We start from the raw sequence: 22,233 nt of genomic DNA, 5'->3' as shown, positions 1-22,233 counted from the left end.
AATGCTAAATTTAGCCTAATCTTGAGATATATAAGCCGTCAAATCAATAATTTTCAAATTGATAAATTAATACTTATGTCAGATACAGTTATTCGCGTTGAAAATCTCGGTAAAAAATATATTATTGGACATCAGCAGCAGGAACGCTATACAGCACTGCGAGATGTAATTACTAATAAAGTTAAATCTCTTGGTAGTTTAATTAATCCCAAAGAGAAGGCAGAAAATCCTGCTTTTGAAGAATTTTGGGCTTTAAAAGATTTATCTTTTGAAATTAAACAAGGTGATAGAGTTGGAATTATTGGGCGTAATGGGGCAGGTAAATCAACGCTATTAAAGATTTTAAGCCGCATTACAGAACCGACTACAGGAAGCATCAAAATTAAGGGTAGGGTTGCCAGTTTATTAGAGGTAGGGACTGGGTTTCATCCAGAGTTGACCGGGAGAGAAAATATATTTCTCAATGGTGCTATTTTGGGTATGGGTAAGGAGGAAATTAAGCGCAAGTTTGATGAGATTGTGGCTTTTGCAGAGGTGGAGAAGTTTCTAGATACGCCTGTGAAGAGGTATTCTTCGGGGATGTATGTACGGTTGGCGTTTGCGGTGGCGGCGCATTTAGAACCGGAGATTTTGATTGTGGATGAGGTTTTGGCGGTGGGGGATGCACAGTTTCAGAAGAAGTGTATTGGCAAAATGCAAGACGTGGCAGAGCAGGGTAGAACTGTATTGTTTGTTAGCCACAATATGCAAGCTATTTCTAGCTTAACACAAAACTGTGTGATGCTATCTAAAGGGCAATGTATTTATCAAGGAGAAACCGAAGAAGGAATTGCCACATATCTAAGCAAAGGGGAAACCGAACAATTGGTCTACTTGGATTTTCCGTCTGATTACGACCCAAAAATTACACGTATTGACTTGGTTACTTCAGAAACCAATAATACTCAAATACATGGCGAACCGATGGAGGTAAATTTTCAGATTTCTACACCAATACCGATAAAAGGTGCGGCAGTTTCCTTTCAGATATATGATTCTATGCAACAACCCGTGTTGCATATCTTGACATTAGATTCCGAATTAGCAATATGCCGCGAACCAGGTGTGTTTAATCTAATTTGCAGAATTCCTAAATTAAGATTGTATTTAGGAAAATATACCATTAAAGTTCACTTTGCAGAGCAAAAGACTCGAAAAAAGTTTCAAACCATAGAGCATATTTGTCCATTTGAGGTGACGATTTATGGACAAAGTAGGGAATATTATTGGTATCCAGGTCACGCTAAGTATGTAGAAGAATGTGAATGGATAGTCAATAAAATAAAGTAGGAAATAAACAATAAAAGTATTGCTTATTTATGATAAAAACTACAATTATTACCCTAAATAATTACAGATTTTAAACAATGTATTCTTAATAGGATAATGACGGAATCATGAATAAAGACATAGCGCAAGTCAAGAATTACTACGATATCAAGATAAATGAAAAAATAAGAGGATTTGTAGAAGGAAATCCTCGGATTGAAGGTGCGTGGCTGACAGTCGAGCAATGGACACCAAGTAATCCTCAACGTATATTGGAAATCGGCTGTGGTATTGGTGATATTTCCTGGAGAATGAGTCGTTGCTGGCCAGAATCAGAAGTTGTTGGACTTGATATTAGCCCAAAATCACTGGAAATCGCTAGAAAACTTTTCGGCTCTCCAAGACTATCTTTTGTAGAAGGTCCACTAACAGAAGGCATACTTGATGGTAAATTTGACCTGATTGTGCTGCTCGATGTATATGAACACATAGCCATTGCAGATAGACCTATATTACATGAAGCATTAAGACAACTATTGAGTGAAAGAGGTCGATTAATTCTCGCATTTCCTACTCCACGCAAGCAGGCAAATTTAAAACAGTATCATCCAGAACAGATCCAGCCAGTGGATGAAAATATTAACAATGTGACGATTTTGGCTTTAGCTGATCATACAGAAACTGAAGTTTTCTTGTATCAAGAAGTTGATATCTGGCATGAAGGCGACTACGCTCATGCAGTGTTAGGAAAGCGGACAGATTGGTTACCAGCTATTCGGAATTATGGCTTTAAACAAGGTATTAGAGGCAAGATTCGCGATTTTGTTTTAAGTAGGGAGCAATCAATTGTTACAACACGATCAAAAAGGTTAGCTTTACTTCATCAAAAACTTGGACCCGAATATTATTCAAATTAGCATGAGTCAAAAAGTGAATCAGAAAACAGTTTGCCTTATTCAAGCGAATGAATCTTCCTACTCTGAAACCTTCATTCGCGCTCATATTGATCACTTGCCAGCAAGAATGAGACATTTACATCATAATACTTGGTATCCTGGACTTAAACCTTACTATCATGAAGATGGGAAACCTTTTATAAATGGTAATATACATTTCATTACCTACTTGTTTGGGAAAAATATTCTCAAATCCCCTAACTATTTCCAAACTCAAATACTAAAAAGATTTCTTCAAAAAAACAAAATAGATATTGTTTTAGCAGAGTATGGATTAACGGGAATATGTGTAATTGATGCTTGTTTAGAAGCAAAAGTACCATGTGTTGTTCATTTTCATGGTGGAGATGCTTACGTCGATGCTATTTTGGCAGATCATCAAAATGATTACAGGCAAATGTTTTTAAAATCTGATGCCATTGTAGTTGTTTCTAAGGATATGGAACAACAATTACTAAACTTAAAAGCTCCTCAAGAAAAGTTACATTATAATCCCTATGGTGTAGATGTTTCTTTGTTTGCTCAAGCGGCACCCGCAACTGCACCTCCTATATTCGTTGCAGTTGGGCGGTTTACTGATAAAAAAGCCCCTCATTTAACACTGCTGGCTTTTAAAAAGTTACTAGATAAATATCCATCAGCCACGTTAAAGATGGTGGGAAACGGAGAATTATACAATCCTTGTAAAGATATGGTTCAAGCATTAGGAATAGTGGATAATGTTGAATTTTTAGGATTCCGCAATCATATTGAAGTAGCACAACTAATGAAAACAGCCAGAGCATTTGTTCAACATTCTGTTAAAGCACAAACTGGTGACACGGAAGGTACACCATTGGCTATACTGGAGGCTGGAGCATCGGGATTACCCGTCATTAGCACTCGTCATGCTGGTATTAAAGATGTAGTTATTGAAGGAGAAACGGGCTTTTTAGTTGAGGAAAGAGATATTGATAATATGGCAGAATATATGATTAAAGTAGCTGAAAATCCATTATTAGCTGGTAATATGGGTGCAAAAGCCAGGGAACATATTCTAGAAAACTACTCTATGGACAAGAGTATAAGTCAATTGTGGGGAATTTTAAGTAATGTACTTAATCATCGAAGCAGTTGTAAATAAAAACGTGGTAATAACTTTATGGCGTTGCTGATTAAGAGTATGATTTTATTTCACGCAGAAGCGCAGAGTCTCAGAGAGTAAGAGTTTCATTTTTTTGATTTTTCAATTTCATACCCCAATTCAGCAACGCCAACTTTATAAGTTATGAGTTTAGCCCCAATAGCATTTTTTGCTTATAAAAGACCTGAACATACAAAACAATCACTAGAATCACTTGCTCAAAATGAAGGTGCAGAATCAAGTGAGTTATTTATATTTTGTGATGCACCTAAAAAGCCAGAAGATGAAGAAGCTGTTACACAAGTCAGAGAGGTAGTTAGAAGTAAACAATGGTGTGGACAAGTTCATATTATTGAACGACAACAGAATCTGGGATTAGCTAACTCTATTATTCAAGGTGTTACAGAGCTTTGTAGTAAATATGGTAAAGTTATTGTCTTAGAAGACGATTTAATTTTGTCTCCTTTTTTTCTAGAATATATGAACAAAGCTTTAGAGATTTATGAAAAAGAGTCTAAAGTAATCCACGTATCTGGATATATATTCCCTGTAAAATTAACTTCAGATAATGATGCCATCTTTCTTCCATTTACAACTTCATGGGGATGGGCTACGTGGCAGCGAGCATGGCAGCACTTTGATCCTGAAATGAATGGTTATAAACAGATCAAGGCAAACAAAAAACAGAAATATAAGTTTGATTTAAATGGTTCGTTTAACTATTTCAAGATGTTAGAGTCTCAAATCGCTGGTAAGATTGACTCTTGGGCTATTCGCTGGTATTTAAGTACATTTATGTTGGATGGCTTAACGCTTTTCCCTAATAAATCACTTGTAAAAAATATAGGATTTGATGGTAGCGGCACTCATTGTGGAGATTCTTCATCGTTTGATGGTGAAATGACTCAAGATAAAATATTATCTATGCCAAAATCTCTTAAATTGAATGACAAGGAGGTAAATATAGTTTTTAAATATTTGCGATCGCTAAATCAGCCACCAAGTTTATTACAACGTATTAAAAATAAACTCGTAAGATTTTTTTAATCGAAATGCAATACCTAAGAATAATTTAGAATATAAAAATTGGTATGATTAAAAAGTTAAAAACTAGGCTAATCACAAAAATATTTACGTTTTTCAAGAGACAAATTGAAACTGAAACTGAGAACCAAAGATATAAAAATTTCTTGAATAACGCAACTATACATTCCTCTGTAAAAATATTGCCAAATGCAGAAATTTCAAATATGAGACAACGCCAAGATTTAATCAATATTGGCAAAGATTCAGTTATTCAAGGTCAATTGCTGATACTAGCACATGGTGGAAAAATATCTATTGGTGAAAGTTCCTATATAGGAATAGGAACTAGAATTTGGTCATCTGCATCGATTAATATAGGGGATCGTGTTTTGATATCTCATAATGTTAACATACATGATACAGACTCACATTCTATTGATGCAAATCAAAGAAGCCAGCATTTCTCAGTAATTATGTCTTCTGGTTATCCAAAAGAAAATATTTTTGACATTAAAGCATTACCAATAGTGATAGGAAATGATGTATGGATAGGATTTAACTCTACAGTTCTTAAAGGTGTAAAAATTGGTAGAGGTGCTATTATAGCTGCTGGTAGTGTAGTTACTAAAGATGTACCTCCATTTGTAATAGTTGCTGGCAATCCAGCAAAAGTTGTTAAAACTCTTTAGCTAAATTTATATCATAAGCATAAATTGAATGAAAGTGAAATTAATTAAAAAAATCGTTGGTTTCTTGCGTAAACTAGCAAATAAATTAGAGAAATTTGCTTTGTTTTCTGAATATTTACCAGAACATTGCTTGAATTCTATTATCAATATACATCCTTCGTCAAAATGTGTAATTAATAATATTCGTCTCAAAGATAGATGTTTAGTCAATATAGATGAACAAACTCAAATAGAGGGTTCTTTAGTTTTCGACAAGGATAATGCTTCTATTTTAATTGGTAAACGAGTAGTTATTAACGGTTCTATTATTGCTGCTCAACGAATAGAGATTGGCGATGATGTGATGATTGCATGGGGATCAACTGTATTTGATCATAATTCCCATTCTATATCATTTTCAAAACGAAGTAATGATGTTGTTGACTGGATAGTAGATAAAAAAGATTGGAGTCATGTTAAAATATCTCCTGTAAAAATATGTGACAAAGTTTGGATTGGCTTTAATGTAATTATTTTGAAGGGGATAACAATTGGAGAAGGAGCAGTTGTTGGCGCAGGCTCAGTTGTTACAAAAGATGTTCCACCTTGGACAATTGTAGGCGGCAACCCAGCACAAGTAATTCGAGAGATTCAAGAAAATGAGCGATAAAATAAGTTAGAAATAGTTATAGTCGTTGATATTCATTCCTAGCTATCAAGAAATGATAGAAAATCATAGAATTGCTCTAATTACAGGTGTAACTGGCTTTCTTGGTCGCTATGTTGCCCGTTATTTCTCAGAACAAGGATGGTCTATCATCGGTATTGGTACATCTCCACCTGAAAATGCACCTTTAGCCAACTTAACAAAATACTATTGCCTGAGATTACCTGATTCGGCTTTACATGGTATTTTACAAGATCATCCTCCCTCAATTTGTATTCATTGTGCGGGACGTGCTTCTGTTCCCTTATCCGTCTCTGAACCTGTCTCAGACTTTTATACAAATTCGGTAGTTACCTTTGAATTACTTAATGCACTACGTCTCTATTCTGCTAAATGTAAATTTATCTTCCTTTCCAGCGCAGCAGTCTATGGAAATCCTCAGTCATTACCTGTGAGTGAAAACCAAAAAGTTACTCCTATTTCACCCTATGGTTTTCATAAACTAATGTGTGAGCAAATGTGCCTGGAATTTACAAAGGTTTATGGTTTACAAACAGCTAGTTTAAGAATCTTTTCTGCTTATGGTCCTGGGTTGCGTCGTCAAGTTGTCTGGGATATTTGCCAAAAAGCAATAACTCAAGGTTCTTTGTTATTACAAGGTACAGGAGAAGAAAGCCGTGATTTTATCCATGCTTTAGATATCGCTAGAGCATTAAGTGTAGTTGTAGAGTCTGCACCAATGGCAGGAGAAGTATATAATCTAGGTACAGGTAGAGAGGTAAAAATTTCTGAACTGGCAACAATGGTGTTAAATTCATTAGAGCAAGATTTCACACCGGAATTTGATGGTGTTGTCCCTCCTGGTAATCCTCTTAATTGGCAAGCTGATATTTCTCAATTAAAATCTATTGGCTTTACTCCTACTGTTGAACTAGAACGGGGAGTTAAAACTTTTGTAACCTGGTGTCGTGCTGAATTGGTAGGTATATGAATAAACCTCTAAAAATTGGTCTGTTAATGCAAGGGGGACGTAATTGGATAGGTGGTGCTGAGTATATCAAGAATATTATTTTTGCCTTATCCAGCTTACCTCACGAAGTCCGCTCAACTTTTGAAATTTGTTTGTTATTTGATGGTAAATATGCTGAACCAGAAATTCAAGAGCAATTAAAAAATAACTTAGACTACCAATATAACCTAGATTTTGAATTAGAACCTTATACTTTTATAAATCGCTTAAAATGGAAAATAATTAGAACTATTCAACCACATCCAGAACCTCGGTTATCACCTTTTTTGAATAAGGCTAATATTGACTTTGTTTATCCTTTTTTAACACCTAATAAAGCCAACCTCTCCTATAGAGGATTTCCCTGGATATTTGACTTTCAGCACAAGTATATGCCGAATTTATTTTCGGATTCTGAAATAAAGTATCGTGATAGTTATTTCACTCAAATTTCTGAATTAAGTTCCAGAGTCGTTCTGAGCAGTAAAACATCTGCGGCTGATTTCCAGAAATTTTATCCTGATTCTAAATGTGCAACTGAAGTATTGCATTTTCGCACTAGCCTTCCAGATTTATGGTTTAAATTAGATCCTATAGAAATTCAACGTAAATATTTTTTACCTGATAGGTTCTTTTTGATTAGTAATCAATTTTGGCAGCACAAAAACCATTTAATTGTATTAGAAGCTTTAAAAATACTTCAGGCAAATTCTATCTATCCCAAAGTTGTTTGTACTGGTCATGTTTATGACCACCGCCAACCAAACTACTCTGATAAAATTCTGACAACCATTCATACTTATGGATTAGCCAATCAAGTATATTTATTAGGTCTAATTCCTAGATGTGACCAAATTCAACTAATGCGGCACTCTCTTGCTGTGATTCAACCATCTCTATTTGAAGGTTGGAGTACAGTTGTCGAAGATGCTCGTTGTCTTGGTAAGAAAATGATTCTTTCTGATTTCCCAGTTCATATAGAGCAAGACCCACCAGGAAGTGTATTTTTTGATCGTAACTCGCCTGAACAACTAGCTGAACTAATTGGTGAATGGTGGGAAAAACTATCTTCTGGTTCAGATGTAGATCAGGAAAATCTAGCTAGGATTAGAAATATAGAGGAGGTTCAAGCGTTTGGATACCGCTTTCTAGAAATTGTCCGTAGTGCTTAAGTAAACTCAGATTTAATTTATCATTAACTCAATAAAATTAGCTTTTAAATGTTTTGTTATGTGATGAGCAAATTAAACTCTAGTTGTTTTTTGAAGTATTTACACACTCAAATTTATTTGTGGATATGAAAATGAATAAAACATCATTTATTCCAGAATTGAAAAACTTTATTGTCTCAACTTCAGAAAAATGTTTTTCTGAAATAGGAGAAGAATTAAAACAAAACTCTCTAAATTTAGAACAATTAAAATTAATTGATTACATGAGATATGCTGAGTTTTCGGCAATTTATACTTGGCTATCTCTAAAACCAGGCCAACGTATTCTTGATGTCAGCAGTCCTCAGTGGTTTAGTATCTTTTTAGCTCACAAGTATCCTCTTGTTCATTTCGACTATATTAATATCATAGATAGTGAAATTGAACTTTACAGAAAAATTTGCGATATTTGTGGAATTTCCAATATTCAATATCATCGTGAAGATGTACGTTGTTTATCATTTAATGACCATATTTTTGATAAAGTAGTTACTATTTCTGTTTTAGAGCATATCTACCCAGAGAAAGATGGAGACGTAAAAGCACTAACTGAAATCAAGCGTGTGTTGAAGCCTGAAGGAGATATGTTATTAACAGTTCCCTATAAAGAAAAAGGCAACATTGTTTATCTTGAGGGTTCAGTTTATGAAAGAGAATCTAAAGAGAAAAACTTTTTTGCCAGAGAATATGATCAAGAAATGTTTAATCGGATGGTTGAAAATAGCGGATTTATTTGCCGAGATATTACTTATATTTGCGAAAAAACTGGCGTTTTATCTTTAGACTATTACCAATGGGGACCTGGTAAACTATTTTGGTATGCAAAATATATCTCTAAGCTTAAGCAAATTCTTGAAAAAATTGTAGGTCATTCTTTTGATGAAATCCTAGCTCGACGTTATCTTTATATTTCTGATAAAATTATTCATCGAGTTGTTAATGTTGTCGCAGTTTTAGAATCAAATTAAGAATATACACATCGTGATTAACTTTCCTTTAAGTAATAAAATTGGCTGGCCTTGGTCTTATGAGAGTTCAGTTGATTCTGATTTTTCATCGCTCAATCTAGAATATCCCAAAATCACAGTTGTTACTCCTAACTATAACTATGGTCACTATCTGGAAGAAACTATTCGTTCAGTGTTACTTCAAGGTTATCCCAACTTAGAATACATAATAATTGATGGAGGTAGTACAGACAATTCTGTTGAAATTATCAAAAAGTATGAATCTTATCTAACTTACTGGGAAAGTAAACCTGATAGGGGACAAACTCATGCTATAAATAAAGGCTTAGAAAGAGCAACTGGTGAAATTTTTAATTGGATTAATTCTGATGACATTTTAATGCCTGGTGCTTTGCTTGCTATTGCCCAGGGCATTCAAGATTATGATGCTTTTGCAGGTGTGGTCAATAATTTCGATGAAGAAGGAAATCAAGTAAAAGTATTTCCACAAAATATTACACCTGAAGGTTTATTGACTAGATTTAATACTACAAATAAACCGAGCAAAAAAGATACTGTTTATCATCAACCAGGATTTTGGTTTAAGACTCAATTTTTAAAAAATATTGGTAATTTAAACGAAAATTTACAAATTCAATTTGACTTTGACCGAGTAGTTAGATATCTACATCATTATCCTAGAATTAATTATTCTAAGCAAGTATTAGTTAATTTTAGATGTCATCAAGAACAAAAAACTGCTCCGGGTAAGGTAAAACAAGAAGGTCAATATATTGTGCAAAGTCTTTTTGATGAACCAGAATATCAAAATTTACATAAACCTGCCAAATTATGGCTAGAGCGGTTACTATGGTATGATAATCTAGCTAAAATTCATCAAAAACCTAAAACAAATAGAATTATTAAAGTGTTAAAAGCACTGATTCTATCATGCAATAATCCCCAAGCTTATTGGACAAGATATACATTTGGTAGTATTCGTCAATTATTAATTAGATAGTATATAAAATCATGAAAGTAATATTTGATATTTCTTCGGTTGGTGATAACCCGAAAACAAGAACAGGTATAGCTCGTACAGCTTGGTCATTAGCTGATTTATTGCATCAAAAACTAGGAGACAATCTTAGTTTTTCTGCTACTGGCTCTATAGAAGCATCACTTCAAACAGAAAGGCTACTTAATTCCTATCCTGAGCTTCGTCCTGCTATATATCCAGTTAACTCCATTGCTAGAAGTGTTAACCAATTGAATACACAATTCAGTAAAAACTATTCTGATAAAAGTATTTTTCAGAAAATCCAGCAGTCAACTTTACTTAATATTTCTAGATTATTTAATATAATTAGACAACCAATCGCTCCAGAAATACTAGCTGAAGCAGACATTTTTCATTCTTCTTACCCTCGTATTCCCAAGCAAGTGAGAAAAGCTCTTCCCAATCGTCATTTACAAACAGTTTATGACCTAACGCCTTTAATTTTAGATGAAAAATATTTTCTTCCAGGTCAACGTGGTATTACTAAAAGACTTATAGACACTATCCAGCCTGATGATTGGGTAACGACGATCTCAGATGCTACCCGTAATGATTTATTAAACAGACGACAGTTAAATCCTGAAAAAGTCGTTACAATTTATCTAGCTGCCTCTCCTGAGCTTTTTTACCCTGTTTCAGATAAATCCATTATTCAAGCCGCAAGGGAGAAATATCATCTTCCTGAAGGAGATTACTTTCTCTCTCTTCATTCTCTTGCTGCTCATAAAAATATGGATCATTTAATAGCCTGTTTTAAACAAGTTATTATGCAAGAAAAAAAGAAAGATTTACATTTAGTAATCTGTGGAGGTAATAAAGATGCGGCACTATCTATGATTAATGCTAATCAGTTAACAGAAGCTGAGTTAAAATTTATTCACTTTACAGGATTTGTAGATGACAAGGATTTAGCTGCAATATATAGTGGTGCAATTGGTTTTATTTTTCCTTCTCTTTATGAAGGATTTGGACTACCTGTTTTAGAAGCAATGCAATGTGGATGTCCTGTAATTAGTTCTAATACATCATCTTTGCCCGAAGTTGTCGGAGAATCTGGCTTTTTAGTTTCACCCACGGATAAAGATGCTCTTTGTCAATCTATGCTTAAACTATACTACAACTCTGACTTACGAAAGAATTACTCCCAGTATAGCTCGGATAGATCGGCTCTCTTTAGTTGGGAAAAAACGGTAAGTGAGACTTTAGAAGTTTACAAACGCATTATAGTATAATATTTTATACATTATATTTGATATATTCTGTCAATGCGTAATTCCTAACTAATGTTTTAAGCGATTTTTGATGTTTATTTATTTAATTTGATTCTATTAAATATATTTTTATGTTAAATGTCACCTCCTATATCCACCCCATCCGCACCTATTTACCCTGCACAGGTGCAGGAAGACATATCAACAATACCTTGCTGGGATTAGCATCCCAAGAATCAATAAACTTACAGTTGCTATGCTCCCAACAATGGTTACAAGCAGATGGTAAACTTGATTTACGTTCTCCCCTGCGAGATATACCATTAAAAACTTTCCCTTTCCCAGAAAACCTCACCGAGCGACTTTGGAAATTAACTCATTTTCCTAAAATGGATAGTTACCTTTCTGCCAAGACAGATTGGCTATTCACTCCAATGGAAACCTATATTCCGGTGTCACGCTGTCCAGTAGCAGTTACTATTTACGATATTCAAGCATTTGAGACTGATTTACCCTGGTCAAATACTCGTCAACATCGTTGGTTTCGTTATAAATGGAGTCAGTGGATTTATAAGGCTTTGGCTAATTATAGGGTTGTTTTTACCATTTCCGAATTTTCCAAACGCCGGATGATTGAATTACTCGGGGCAGATGCCAATAAAATAATTGTTGTTGGTTGTGGTGTAGAACAATCTTTTTATGATATTGCTTCAATTGACCCAGTTAGGCTAGAAAGACCTATCAACAATCCTTACACATTGGTTATTGGTGGATTACGATTAAAAAAAGGCGCAGATTTTGTTCTAAATGTAGCCAAAGGGTTGCTAAATGCAAATTCTAATATACAGATTGTTGTAGCTGGTGATTCAGAACCAGAATATATTGTAGCCGCTAAGGATTTACCTAATGTAAAACTATTAGGAATAGTACCAGATAATGATTTACCTCGGTTGATGCGTTGTGCTTCCTCACTATTGTTTCTTTCCCATTATGAAGGTTTTGGTATTCCTGCAATAGAAGCAATGGTTGTAGGCACTCCCGCAGTGGTCAGCAACCGCGCTTCTTTACCAGAAGTAGTAGGGACAGCAGGTATTGTTGTTGAACCAGAAGATACAGCAGCCATTATTGATATCCTCATCCAACTTGAGGAAAATTCACAACTGCGACAAGATTATAGCCAGCGGGGAAAAGAACACGCAAAACAGTATACTTGGTCACGCTGTGTTAATATTGTCCAGAAAGCATTTTATGAGTTTAATTAGGTAAAATAATATGTTATCGGCAACAGAAGCTCGTTTCACTCAATTTAGTTGTGGACTTTGCGCTCCATCAAGATGCTTGAATTTTAATGCTATCCCAGCCATGCGCTTGCAAAAATTAGATATTGAAGACCCAGAACGTTGAATACCAGAACTTGGTATTCAATGCCAAAAGTGATTACTTTTAACCATTCTAACCATTGTATAACTATGTATTATTTATGACTAAAGTGATTTTTTGCTGGTCTGATATATCCGGTTACATGACAGCTTGCTGGCGAGCATTGCAAGCTATCCCTGAGATAGAAGTATTTGTCATTGCTTTTCAAGCTCGGACTCAAACTGCTTTTGCTGATGAATTAATGCAAGATATTCCCCACCGTCTTTTAGATTTACAGGAAAGGGATAAATCAGAATTAATAGAGAAATTGGTAATTCAACACAATCCTGATGTGGTAGTTCTGTGTGGATGGTTTCATTCACCCTATCGTCAATTAGCTTTCTCATATCAATTGCGCCATATAAAATTCATTATGTGTATGGATACTCCCTGGTGGGGTACTTGGAAGCAATATTTAACTCGTTGGATGTTGCATTCTTATTTACAACGTATGGCTCATATTGTAGTTAATGGAGAGCGTAGTTGGCAGTATGCTCGCCGCTTGGGAATTCCATTGAAAAACATTTCTCCTTTGGGTATGTGTGGAATAGATTATCAAACTTTTTCTCCTCTTTTGGCAGCAAGAAACCAGTCATCTTGGCCACGTTCATTTTTATTCGTAGGACGCTATAGCCACGAGAAGGCAATAGATATTTTAGTAGAAGCATATCAACAGTATCGCCAAGCAGTACAAGACCCTTGGAAATTAATTTGTTGCGGTAAAGGTGAATTAGAATCATATCTACAATCACAGCCAGGTATTGAAAACCGAGGCTTTGTGCAACCCAGGGAGATGAAAGATATTTGGCTTCATGCAGGGGCTTTTTTATTACCTAGTCGTTTTGATCCCTGGCCATTAGCACTGGTTGAAGCTGCCGCCGCGGGTTTACCTGTTATTTGTACTCAAGTATGTGGTTCATCAGTAGAAGTCATCCGTTCTGGATACAACGGTATAATTATTCCGGCTGATGATGCTCAAGCCTTAGCCCAAGCTTTACTCAAGATACATAATAATTATAATGATTTGCCAATCTGGGGACAACGCGCCCAACAATTTGCACAACCCTATGGAGCAGAAATATGGGCAGAGCGCTGGTTAACCATCATCAAATCTGTGCAGTAAGTAGGCATATATGAATTTTGTCAATCAATTACTTAATTTTATTGTCACACCTTTGGGTTTTATACTCTTAGGTGGTGGTTTATTCTTAGCTTTACAAGCGAACCAGAAACGCCCCTTTTTGGGCTGGTTTTTAGTAGCTATCTTTGGTTTTTCTGCTTCCCTCAATAAATTTGCCAACGAATTTATAAAAGAACCTCCACCGCTAGTTTTTCCCCTCCAGCAAATTCGTGAATTGGGACGACCATTAACGATAATTTTGCTGGTGTTATTAATATTTATTGCTTTAAAGGCAAAGAATATCTGGCGGAAAAAAATCATGCCTCAGCCGCTTATTTATCTGATCTTAGTTCAAAGTGTAATTTTCTTCAAAATATTAGTTTATGGAAATCCAGAATTTGCTTTTTTAAGTGCTGCTACCTTTGGGGGAGTAGTTTTAATGGTGATTATGGGTCCATCCCGATGGCTTCAGAACGAAGAGAATTTTCAACTAGGGGTATGGTCAATGGCTATGGTTGGGGTAATTTTTGGTGTTGCTAATGGTTATCAAGCATTAATTGATAAATATGCCATTACATTCGTTCATGGCTGGTTTTTGGGGACTACGGGCAATCCTCATCACGCAGCCATTTTGATTACTGCTACTATACCTGCCTTCTTATTCCTATTCCTTCATAATGAAAAACATTCGTGGATGAAGTGGATCTGGCTAGGGTTTTTAGCTTTAGCAATCTTTGGCTTATTGATGACCGCATCCCGCACAGGTACAATTGTGGCTGTTGTTTCAGTGCTGATTTTTTTCCGCCGTCAGGGTGGAAAATTATTGCAAATAGTATTGATTTTCGGAGTAATTGCAGCATTTGTTCTACCCTCCCTCAGTCCCACAGATCTAGATACACCAGGACTATTATCCGCAACCTCTTCCAAGTGGTCTAACTTAGACACCAGTACCCGTGACGGGGTTTGGAGTGGCTATTGGCGAATATTTCTAGAGTATCCCCTATTTGGAATGCCCTTTGTAGGCGATCGCCTGCGCTTTGGTGAAAGTTCATGGCTGGGTGTCTTGGGAAGCATGGGTTTAGTAGGTGCGATACCAATGTTTATGTTCGGTTGGACTAGTTTACAAATGATATTCAAGCTGGATCATCTCTCCAAAATTAGACCAGACTATTATCTAAAATGCAGTGTAGTTATAGCTGGGTTGCTTTCTTTGTTAGTTGGTGGTGCATCAGAAGCCTATCTATTAGGTAATTTGACATTCTCACTGCTTGCGGTTTTTTTATATCTTGTCCTCGGTAACTATTTGATTGAATTTGCACAGCGAGAGTATAATTACTCAATCTCTCAGTATTACCACAATTATATGCTTTCATCTGAATCATGAAGATTCTTCATGTCATTCCTTCTGTCGGTTCACACCGTGGAGGAGCAAGCCAAGCCGTCTTGGAAATGCTGCAATCTCTCAAAAATACCAAAGTTAACGTAGAATTAGTAACGACTAATGACAATGGAATTGATTTGCTAAATGTTCCATTGTGTCAATTGACTCAGTATCAAGAAATTCCTACTAGGTTCTTCCCCCGCTTCTCTCCCCAAGTCTCTTTTGTCCGTGAATTTGCCTTTTCTTGGGAGTTAACCAAATGGCTATGGAAACATATTCATGAATATGATTTAGTACATATTCATGCTTTATTTTCCTATGCCTCAACTGTGGCAATGATAATTGCTAGATTTCAGCAAGTACCGTATATTAATCAACCTCATGGTTTACTGTGTGAATGGTCTTTACAACAAAGTCAACTGAAAAAAAAGATATATTTATCACTGATAGAAAAAAGTAATCTTCAACATAGTCATATTTTACAACTAACTTCCACAAAGGAAGTTCAAGAAGTTGAACTGTTAGGGTTAGGAGTTCCACCCGTTGTTATGCCATTAGGATTACAAATTCCGGCAGATATTCCCCAAGCTCGTCAAAAATTACGGGAAATGTTTAACATACCTCCAGAGCAAACAATTATCTTATTTATGTCACGGTTACATTATAAAAAGGGATTAGATTATCTAATTCCGGCTCTGAGTAAAGTAAAAAGTAAAGAGTTTACATTCATCTTAGCAGGTAATGGTTCTCCAGATTATGAAGCCGAAATCAGTGAAATATTGATTAATAATCAACTTGATCATTGCACCCATCGTCCTGGATTTGTGACAGGTGAAATGAAAGATATTTTACTACAAGGATCTGATATATTTGTTCTGACTTCTCATTCTGAAAATTTTGGAGTTGTTGTCCTCGAAGCAATGGCAGCAGGTCTAACTACTATTGTCACTCCTGGTGTAGCTTTAGCTTCTATGATCCAAGATAATGATGTTGGTTACGTTCCCGAACTAGATATTGTAGAAATTACCAGCGTGATTGAACATTGTCTAGCTCATGCTCAAAAATCTAAAGAAATGGGCGATCGCGCCAGGCAGTTTATATTAGATAATTATACATGGGATAAGATAGCATTAAAAATGATTTCAGTGTATGAAGATATAATTTTTAGGTCCCCGACTTCTATTTAGATGAGATCTAAATAAAATTAACTGAAAAAAGCATTAACGCAGGTATGCCAAAAGCGGAAAATTGGCATGAACAACTATTGTTACAAATGGCAGAAATTGGTGGAGAAAATCGTCCTCCTTTATGGCAAGGTTCACTATTATTACAATTAAATGATTATCGCAAATTTAGACACTTAGCACGTCATAATTATAATCTGCAACTGCGAAAAGAAAGAGTATTAGAACTAGCCAAGCAAACAGAAGTAATTGTAGCAAAAATCCCAGCAGCGATCGCTATTTTTAATCAATGGTTAGAATCTCAAGTAAAAGACTTGTAAGTTACCAAATAATCTATTCAAACAAATGACTAACACACCTAACCAATACGAATATTCTTATCAAAATAGTCAACCTGGACAGTACAAATATCAAGTTTAAGTTTGCAGGTAGATTTCCCTATCTTTGGAAAACTATGTTGTGTTCTAGTACCATTCTCTAATAACAAGAATTTATTTGAATATCCTAATGTTAGAAAAAATTACACCTCTCATCCTTACCTATAACGAAGAAAATAACATTAATCGTACCCTGGAAAAACTTAAATGGGCAAGTAAAATCATTGTTATTGACAGTTATAGCACAGATAAAACATTAGAAATTTTGTCTTCCTATCCTCAATTAGAAGTATTTCCCAGGAAATTTGATTCCTTCGCTAGTCAATGCAATTATGGACTGTCAAAAATTACATCAGAATGGGTACTATCTCTAGATGCAGATTATATATTAACCGATGATTTAATTCGGGAAATTACATCTTTGCCAATAGATTCAGCTATAAATAGCTATAGTGTCAGGTTCAAATACTGTGTTTTTGGCAAACCCTTACGTGGTACTTTGCTTCCACCCCGCAAAGTCCTTTATAAAAAAGAAAAAGCAATTTATCAAAATGATGGACACGCCCATAAAGTGATTGTACAAGGTAAGTCTAGTCAATTATCAGCATACATCCACCATGACGATCGCAAACCATTGAGTCGTTGGTTATGGGCGCAAGATCGTTATATGGTAATTGAAAGTAAAAAACTTCTAGAAACACCAGAGCATGAGCTTAGTATAGGCGATCGCATCCGCAAACGCAAAATCCTCGCACCTTTAATAATCTTCATTTATTGTCTCATCCTCAAAGGCGCTATTCTCGACGGTTGGCATGGATGGTACTATACATTTCAGCGAGTTTTGGCAGAAATATTGCTGAGTATACATATAATAGAAGCAGAGAAAATAGATAATTAATTGGCTCAAATAACCTGCTCTTTATTACTAGGAGTTAATCTGATGGTAAATACACTGGTTTTTGAAGTTTCCCAAGAAGAAGATGGGGGATTTGTTACTGAATGTCTCACCGAAGACATTTTTACCCAAGGAGATTCTTGGGAAGAACTCAAAGCCAATATTCGAGAAGCTGTTAAGGCTTTTTACTTTGAAGAATCGAGCTTTCCAGTTATACACTTACATCTTGTCAAAAATGAAATTTTATTAATTCAATGAAAATACCCAGAAATCTGAAAGGTACAGATTTAGTTCAAATTTTGTGTAAAACGTGGGATTACAAAATTGTCAATCAAGAAGGAAGCCACATGATCCTGGAAACAGAAACGCCTAGTCATCACCGTCTTTGTGTCCCTGATCATAACCCATTGAGAGTGGGAACTTTAAATTCTATCTTAGGTGCTATTTCCCGCCACAAGGGAACGACCAAGCAAGATATTCTTAATTTTTGATAAAAATTCTTGACTTATTGCTAACAATGAAATTGTTGCATTGCAAAATTGCAAAGTATGTAGTTTTTGCCTTCGGAGGCTTGATCATGATATTTCTAAGTATTATACCCATCCGAATAGCGATCGCTTCCTACCAAGCCCCCTATCCCCAAGTTATCTTTACCCTTGGTGGTGGTTCAGACAGGGAAAGATTTACCGCAGAATTTGCTCAAAACCATCCCAATTTAGATATTTGGATCTCTAGTGGCGCTCCCCCAGCCCAAGCTTTTTCCATTTTCCAAGCTGTAGCTATTCCCACTTATCGCATTCACCTTGACTACCGTGCTGTTGACACTGTTACTAATTTTACTACGCTCGTTAAAGATTTCCAACAGCGCCATATTCAACATATTTACTTAATTACCTCTGATTTTCACCTACCAAGAGCTAAAACTATTGCTACCTTAGTTTTAGGAAGTCAAGGTATTACTTTTACTCCCATCTCTATTCCCACTCAACAACCTAGAGAATCAATTGTTCGTATTCTCCGCGATAGTGGACGTTCCCTGTTGTGGATTGTCTCAGGTCTTACTGGAGCCAGCTTTAACCCACGTTTTCGCCCCCCATTTTATGCGTTTAGACAATTACACAGTCGGCAGCTACACACCCGGAGCGACATATAGTCAACAACTTCTATGGTACTTCATTGGCTCACCATTAGTTGAAAGTTATTGGCTACCTATCTCATCTATAAAAGTTTCGATACTGAGGCTTTTTGGAGCTAGTATCGGCAAGGGTGTGAATATCAAGCCTGGAGTCCGCATTAAGTTTCCCTGGCGCTTGACCATTGGTAATCATGTTTGGATTGGAGAAAATACCTGGATTGACAATCTAGCAACCGTAGTCATCGAAAATCATGTGTGTTTATCCCAGGGCGTTTATCTGTGTACTGGTAATCATGACTGGAATCACCCCAATTTTCAACTGATTCCTGCCCCCATTCATATCCAAGAAGGTAGTTGGATAGCAGCGAAATCAGTCATTGGGCCTGGTGTCACCATTGGTAGGGGAGCAGTTTTAGCATTAGGTAGTGTCACAGGAAGATCCTTAGAGGCCAACATCATCTATTCAGGAAATCCGGCTCAACCAATCAAAAAAAGGACAGAATGCGAAGATGTTGTGTCTCGCACTGCCAAAAATGAATAGTTGCAAAAATTAGTATATAATGTACCAATATTGTTTGTGGCATTCCAGAAAGTTCAATAGTGACATAACCTAATGACAGCAAATTTTGCCCTAATGAGATACAAACTTGAATTATGAAACTCTTGTAGTGCAGGCATTTTGCCCCTGGATATGTACCTTATAAAACCGGAAAGTGCTGTATCCCTACTTTGATAAAGTGTCTAAATTGTGACAATTGTCATTTAAGCATATTCTCTATATCATCATTTAACCATCTTACCTTTTGAGTTTTTCAAATTTATGCTTAGTTGAATTGTTGAATTAACAAACAGCATTTCTTCACAATAGTAAAAACGTTTATTATCCTTCCCTTACCACTTACACAATAGAAATCAATGCTTAATAAGCAAATTACAAACCAGACAAATTCTATCAATAGCATCATTCCTACATCTGGATCATTTCCAGATTCTAAATTTTCTCAGTTTACTGAACAGGAACAGTCTGATGGTCTAAGTTTTAAGAGCTTTTTTGAACTTTTACAACGCCGAGCGATTGTCATTGTAGCGGTTATTTCTGCTGGTATGACTGGTGTTACTTATTTAACAATGACGCAAAAATCTATATATGGAGGAAATTTTCAAATCTTAGTTGAACCTGTTAATAATGATGATCAAGCAGAAAAAATAAGCCTGACAGACTCTCCTTTTTCTAAACCTGGACTAGATTACGAAAGTCAAATTCAAGTTCTTAAAAGTTCAGAACTGCTAGAACCAATTATTAAAAAATCGCGAGAATCATATCCTAACATTACCTATAACTCTCTTATTTCAAGTTTAAATATTCGTCGTATTGGAACGACAAAAATCATCGAAATCAGCTATCAAAGTAGTGATCGTCAAGAAATCCAATTCGTCTTAAATACATTTTCTGAATTCTATTTAAAATACAGCCTAAATAAGCGGAAAACCAAACTAAATCAAGGCGTTCAATTTGTAAATCAACAACTACCCGATATCCAAAATCGGGTGACACAGTTGCAAAAAGAACTGCAAATATTCCGCCAAAAATACAATTTTATTAGTCCAGAAAGCCAATCTGGAATAATTACTGGAAGTCTCCAATCTTTGACACAACAACGACTATCTGTAAATCAACAGTTAGCCGCTGCTAAAAATAATTATCTGAGATTGCAGGCACCAGAAGAACAATTGGCCATTCTCAATGATGCTCCTCTTTACCAACAGTTAATTGTCCAACAGCGCCAATTAGACACCCAAATATCTGGAGAATTAGCTCGATTTCAAACTGATAACCCAGTTATTCAAACCTTACAAGATAAAAGAAACAATCTCTTACCTATTATCAATGCAGAAGCAAAACGAATTTTGAACACTAGAATAGCTCAAGCGGCTGTTATCATTCGGAAAATAGAAGTAGATAATCAACAACTGACACAAGCAGAACAACAATTACAAAGCGAATTAAAACAACTACCAATTCTTTCTAGACAATACGCTGACATTCAACGGAATTTACAACTAGCAAATGAGAGTTTGACGAGGTTTTTAGCTAAGCGTGAACAATTACAAATAGACGTAGCACAAACAGAAATACCTTGGGAATTAATCCAAGCACCTGCTCAATCAAGATATCCAATTTCGCCAGATACTACCCGCAATTTACTATTGGGATTTGTGGCTAGTTCTTTATTAGGATTCGGTGTTGCCAAAATCATCGAAGATATAGATAACACCTATCACAGTATTGAAAATCTCCAGGATAAGATCGGAGTGCCTTTATTAGGGTCTATTCCCTTTAGTAAAAACTTAGCTCAGAGTCAATCTTCAAAGCTGAGAAACATAGGAAAAGATCAAGAACCAGAAGTAGTTGTGGACCCTATTATGGCAAGTGATGAATATAACACTTCTCCTCGTCGTCCTTCCCAATCCATATCTTATTATGGACAGGGATCATTTTGGGAATCCTTACAAGTTTTATATAGTAATATTCAACTGCTTAATTCTGACCGACCAATTAAGTCTTTCGTTGTTTCCTCTGCTGTCCCCGGAGATGGTAAAAGTACGGTGGCATTTAGCTTGGCAAAAACAGCCGCGATCATGGGGAAAAAAGTATTACTTGTAGATTGTGACCTCCGCAAACCCAAGGTTCACAAATTATCACAATTAAATAATCTGTGGGGAATAAGTAGTTTAATTTCTTCAGATATAGATGTAGCGCAAGTAATTCAAAAAATACCCGGATTGAATGATTTATCTGTGATTACCGCAGGTCCTGTACCACCCGATCCTGCCCGGTTGCTCTCATCAGATAAAATGAGTCAAATAATGGACTATTTCACCGAGAATTTTGATTTAGTGATTTATGATACTCCTCCTTTGTCAGGATTAGTAGATGCTAGATTGGTAGCAGTTCATACTGATGGTGTGATGCTAGTTGTAAGAATTGATAAAACAGATAAATCAGTCGCAAAGCAACTTGTTGATACGCTAAAAGCATCTCCCATCAATTTACTAGGATTAGTAGTCAACGGCGACAAATTCCGAGGACTCGGATATAACTATAATTATCGATACAGTTCATATTACCGTACTAATAGTCAATCGGTTAACTAGGGTTTGCTGATAGCGACCGTGCTAATTTCACAGCATGGTCTTGACGTTTCCTACTTATTTTGAGGTGGCGTTTTCCTAAAACCTATCTAGCTTTGCCCCGATGCTCTTTCAGCACTAGTAGGCTGTCAAATTTATTTTGACGGGTTTTTGGTAGTGCGGGCATACTATGCCCGCACCACCTTTGTACATCATAAGAGCGGAAACCGCTGTATTAAGCAAAGAAATATTCACGAGGAACCAGTCACAGACATTATTTCGTGTCTGTGGCTCGAATTTATTTTTCTAAATGGGCAGGAGGAGAATCGAACTCCTATGACCTCACGGCCGCCGCATTTTGAGTGCGGTGCGTCTACCAATTCCGCCACCCGCCCTTGGGTGTC

General features: G+C 36.0%; 21 protein-coding genes, 1 tRNA gene and 2 pseudogenes. 23 read left to right on the top strand and 1 reads right to left on the bottom strand.

Features of this window, described 5'->3' with window-relative positions:
• The first annotated feature begins 75 nt into the window (after positions 1 to 75).
• From BMF77_RS15995 to BMF77_RS15885, 23 genes and pseudogenes are all read left to right on the top strand, one after another.
• On the top strand, positions 76 to 1,329 hold the full coding sequence (locus BMF77_RS15995; protein ID WP_148764142.1) for an ABC transporter ATP-binding protein: 1,254 nt from the start codon (positions 76 to 78) through the stop codon (positions 1,327 to 1,329).
• Positions 1,330 to 1,436: 107 nt separating this feature from the next.
• Positions 1,437 to 2,225, top strand: a complete 789-nt coding sequence (locus BMF77_RS15990) for a bifunctional 2-polyprenyl-6-hydroxyphenol methylase/3-demethylubiquinol 3-O-methyltransferase UbiG (RefSeq protein ID WP_148764140.1) — start codon at positions 1,437 to 1,439, stop codon at positions 2,223 to 2,225.
• Position 2,226: 1 nt separating this feature from the next.
• Entirely contained in the window at positions 2,227 to 3,387 is a 1,161-nt protein-coding gene (locus tag BMF77_RS15985) for a glycosyltransferase family 4 protein (protein ID WP_148764138.1), read from the top strand.
• Positions 3,388 to 3,531: 144 nt separating this feature from the next.
• Positions 3,532 to 4,434: a glycosyltransferase gene (locus tag BMF77_RS15980; RefSeq protein WP_148764136.1), complete on the top strand. Its 903-nt coding sequence runs from the start codon at positions 3,532 to 3,534 to the stop codon at positions 4,432 to 4,434.
• A 506-nt stretch (positions 4,435 to 4,940) separates the two neighbouring features.
• A pseudogene (locus tag BMF77_RS29030) lies at positions 4,941 to 5,102 on the top strand (DapH/DapD/GlmU-related protein); the annotation flags it as partial.
• A gap of 487 nt (positions 5,103 to 5,589) precedes the next feature.
• A pseudogene (locus BMF77_RS29025) lies at positions 5,590 to 5,724 on the top strand (DapH/DapD/GlmU-related protein); the annotation flags it as partial.
• 79 nt (positions 5,725 to 5,803) lie between these two features.
• A complete protein-coding gene (locus BMF77_RS15965) occupies positions 5,804 to 6,739 on the top strand; it encodes an NAD(P)-dependent oxidoreductase (RefSeq protein WP_148764132.1) in 936 nt (311 codons plus the stop codon).
• Positions 6,736 to 7,929 (top strand): glycosyltransferase family 1 protein, encoded by a 1,194-nt coding sequence (locus tag BMF77_RS15960; RefSeq protein WP_148764130.1) that lies wholly within the window; start codon positions 6,736 to 6,738, stop codon positions 7,927 to 7,929. The genes BMF77_RS15965 and BMF77_RS15960 overlap by 4 nt, the downstream gene beginning before the upstream one ends.
• Before the next feature lie 131 nt (positions 7,930 to 8,060).
• The gene (locus tag BMF77_RS15955) at positions 8,061 to 8,936 is read left to right on the top strand and encodes a class I SAM-dependent methyltransferase (RefSeq protein ID WP_168204447.1); all 876 of its coding nucleotides are present in this window, start codon (positions 8,061 to 8,063) and stop codon (positions 8,934 to 8,936) included.
• 13 nt (positions 8,937 to 8,949) lie between these two features.
• Positions 8,950 to 9,936 carry a glycosyltransferase family 2 protein gene (locus tag BMF77_RS15950; RefSeq protein ID WP_246862936.1) on the top strand — a complete coding sequence of 329 codons (987 nt, stop codon included), beginning with the start codon at positions 8,950 to 8,952 and terminating at the stop codon, positions 9,934 to 9,936.
• Between the two features lie 11 nt (positions 9,937 to 9,947).
• A complete protein-coding gene (locus BMF77_RS15945) occupies positions 9,948 to 11,207 on the top strand; it encodes a glycosyltransferase family 1 protein (protein WP_148764124.1) in 1,260 nt (419 codons plus the stop codon).
• Between the two features lie 110 nt (positions 11,208 to 11,317).
• Positions 11,318 to 12,448 (top strand): glycosyltransferase family 1 protein, encoded by a 1,131-nt coding sequence (locus BMF77_RS15940; protein WP_148764121.1) that lies wholly within the window; start codon positions 11,318 to 11,320, stop codon positions 12,446 to 12,448.
• A gap of 10 nt (positions 12,449 to 12,458) precedes the next feature.
• Positions 12,459 to 12,590, top strand: a complete 132-nt coding sequence (locus tag BMF77_RS28695; protein WP_256370311.1) for a hypothetical protein — start codon at positions 12,459 to 12,461, stop codon at positions 12,588 to 12,590.
• A gap of 76 nt (positions 12,591 to 12,666) precedes the next feature.
• Entirely contained in the window at positions 12,667 to 13,728 is a 1,062-nt protein-coding gene (locus BMF77_RS15930; protein ID WP_148764119.1) for a glycosyltransferase family 4 protein, read from the top strand.
• A 10-nt stretch (positions 13,729 to 13,738) separates the two neighbouring features.
• A complete protein-coding gene (locus BMF77_RS15925; protein ID WP_148764117.1) occupies positions 13,739 to 15,109 on the top strand; it encodes an O-antigen ligase in 1,371 nt (456 codons plus the stop codon).
• Positions 15,106 to 16,293: a glycosyltransferase gene (locus tag BMF77_RS15920; RefSeq protein WP_148764115.1), complete on the top strand. Its 1,188-nt coding sequence runs from the start codon at positions 15,106 to 15,108 to the stop codon at positions 16,291 to 16,293. The genes BMF77_RS15925 and BMF77_RS15920 overlap by 4 nt, the downstream gene beginning before the upstream one ends.
• Positions 16,294 to 16,337: 44 nt before the next feature.
• On the top strand, positions 16,338 to 16,610 hold the full coding sequence (locus tag BMF77_RS15915) for a hypothetical protein (RefSeq protein WP_148764113.1): 273 nt from the start codon (positions 16,338 to 16,340) through the stop codon (positions 16,608 to 16,610).
• A 187-nt stretch (positions 16,611 to 16,797) separates the two neighbouring features.
• The gene (locus BMF77_RS15910; protein ID WP_148764111.1) at positions 16,798 to 17,565 is read left to right on the top strand and encodes a glycosyltransferase family 2 protein; all 768 of its coding nucleotides are present in this window, start codon (positions 16,798 to 16,800) and stop codon (positions 17,563 to 17,565) included.
• A gap of 42 nt (positions 17,566 to 17,607) precedes the next feature.
• Positions 17,608 to 17,820, top strand: a complete 213-nt coding sequence (locus BMF77_RS15905) for a type II toxin-antitoxin system HicB family antitoxin (RefSeq protein ID WP_148764107.1) — start codon at positions 17,608 to 17,610, stop codon at positions 17,818 to 17,820.
• On the top strand, positions 17,817 to 18,053 hold the full coding sequence (locus tag BMF77_RS15900; protein ID WP_148764105.1) for a type II toxin-antitoxin system HicA family toxin: 237 nt from the start codon (positions 17,817 to 17,819) through the stop codon (positions 18,051 to 18,053). Before BMF77_RS15905 ends, BMF77_RS15900 begins: the two co-directional genes overlap by 4 nt.
• Positions 18,054 to 18,079: 26 nt before the next feature.
• Positions 18,080 to 18,715: a YdcF family protein gene (locus BMF77_RS15895; RefSeq protein ID WP_148764103.1), complete on the top strand. Its 636-nt coding sequence runs from the start codon at positions 18,080 to 18,082 to the stop codon at positions 18,713 to 18,715.
• Positions 18,663 to 19,238: a WcaF family extracellular polysaccharide biosynthesis acetyltransferase gene (locus BMF77_RS15890; RefSeq protein ID WP_148764101.1), complete on the top strand. Its 576-nt coding sequence runs from the start codon at positions 18,663 to 18,665 to the stop codon at positions 19,236 to 19,238. Before BMF77_RS15895 ends, BMF77_RS15890 begins: the two co-directional genes overlap by 53 nt.
• Before the next feature lie 374 nt (positions 19,239 to 19,612).
• Positions 19,613 to 21,853 carry a polysaccharide biosynthesis tyrosine autokinase gene (locus tag BMF77_RS15885; RefSeq protein WP_148764099.1) on the top strand — a complete coding sequence of 747 codons (2,241 nt, stop codon included), beginning with the start codon at positions 19,613 to 19,615 and terminating at the stop codon, positions 21,851 to 21,853.
• A gap of 287 nt (positions 21,854 to 22,140) precedes the next feature.
• Here the strand turns inward: BMF77_RS15885 and BMF77_RS15880 are convergent.
• Positions 22,141 to 22,224: transfer RNA gene (locus tag BMF77_RS15880), tRNA-Leu, on the bottom strand.
• Positions 22,225 to 22,233: the final 9 nt, after the last annotated feature.

The organism is Dolichospermum sp. UHCC 0315A, assembly GCF_008121535.1.
Taxonomy (GTDB): domain Bacteria; phylum Cyanobacteriota; class Cyanobacteriia; order Cyanobacteriales; family Nostocaceae; genus Dolichospermum; species Dolichospermum lemmermannii.
This window is presented reverse-complemented; position numbering and strand designations above follow the sequence as displayed.